This window comes from Mesorhizobium sp. M7A.F.Ca.MR.362.00.0.0 (genome assembly GCF_004023175.1).
Classification (GTDB): domain Bacteria; phylum Pseudomonadota; class Alphaproteobacteria; order Rhizobiales; family Rhizobiaceae; genus Mesorhizobium.
The window spans coordinates 1-300 of record NZ_RZTF01000989.1 but is presented as its reverse complement, the minus strand read 5'-3'; the positions used below and the strand labels follow the sequence as shown (position 1 = coordinate 300).

General features: G+C 58.3%; 1 protein-coding gene. It reads left to right on the top strand.

Features of this window, described 5'->3' with window-relative positions; genetic code table 11:
- The coding region (locus EOC06_RS38815) for a DUF6434 domain-containing protein (RefSeq protein WP_128310191.1) at positions 1-197 on the top strand (197 nt) is incomplete at its 5' end.
- Between the last annotated feature and the right edge of the window lie 103 nt (positions 198-300).

The following is a 300-nucleotide window of genomic DNA, read 5'->3' as shown; positions in this document are numbered from 1 at the left end:
GTGCCACCGCCATCACAAAGTCCTATCGCAACACCCAGAATGTGCGTCGCTTTCTCATCCGGGAATGCGGCGATGCATTCAGGTTCGACCGGCCTTTCATGGCCTGGCTCAAGGACGGTGTGGAAAAGATGATGGGCGATGCGGCCGACGAATGGCTTCGGCGCCAGGCTGAAAAGCGGAAAGCGCAGTTTTCTTGACTTATTCCGGGACCGCGCGCACCCGTGAATCGCTTGGCTTTGCCTGCCTTTGGCCTATAGAGCGTCGCGTGAACGCGACGCTCTATAGGCCAAAGGCAGGCAA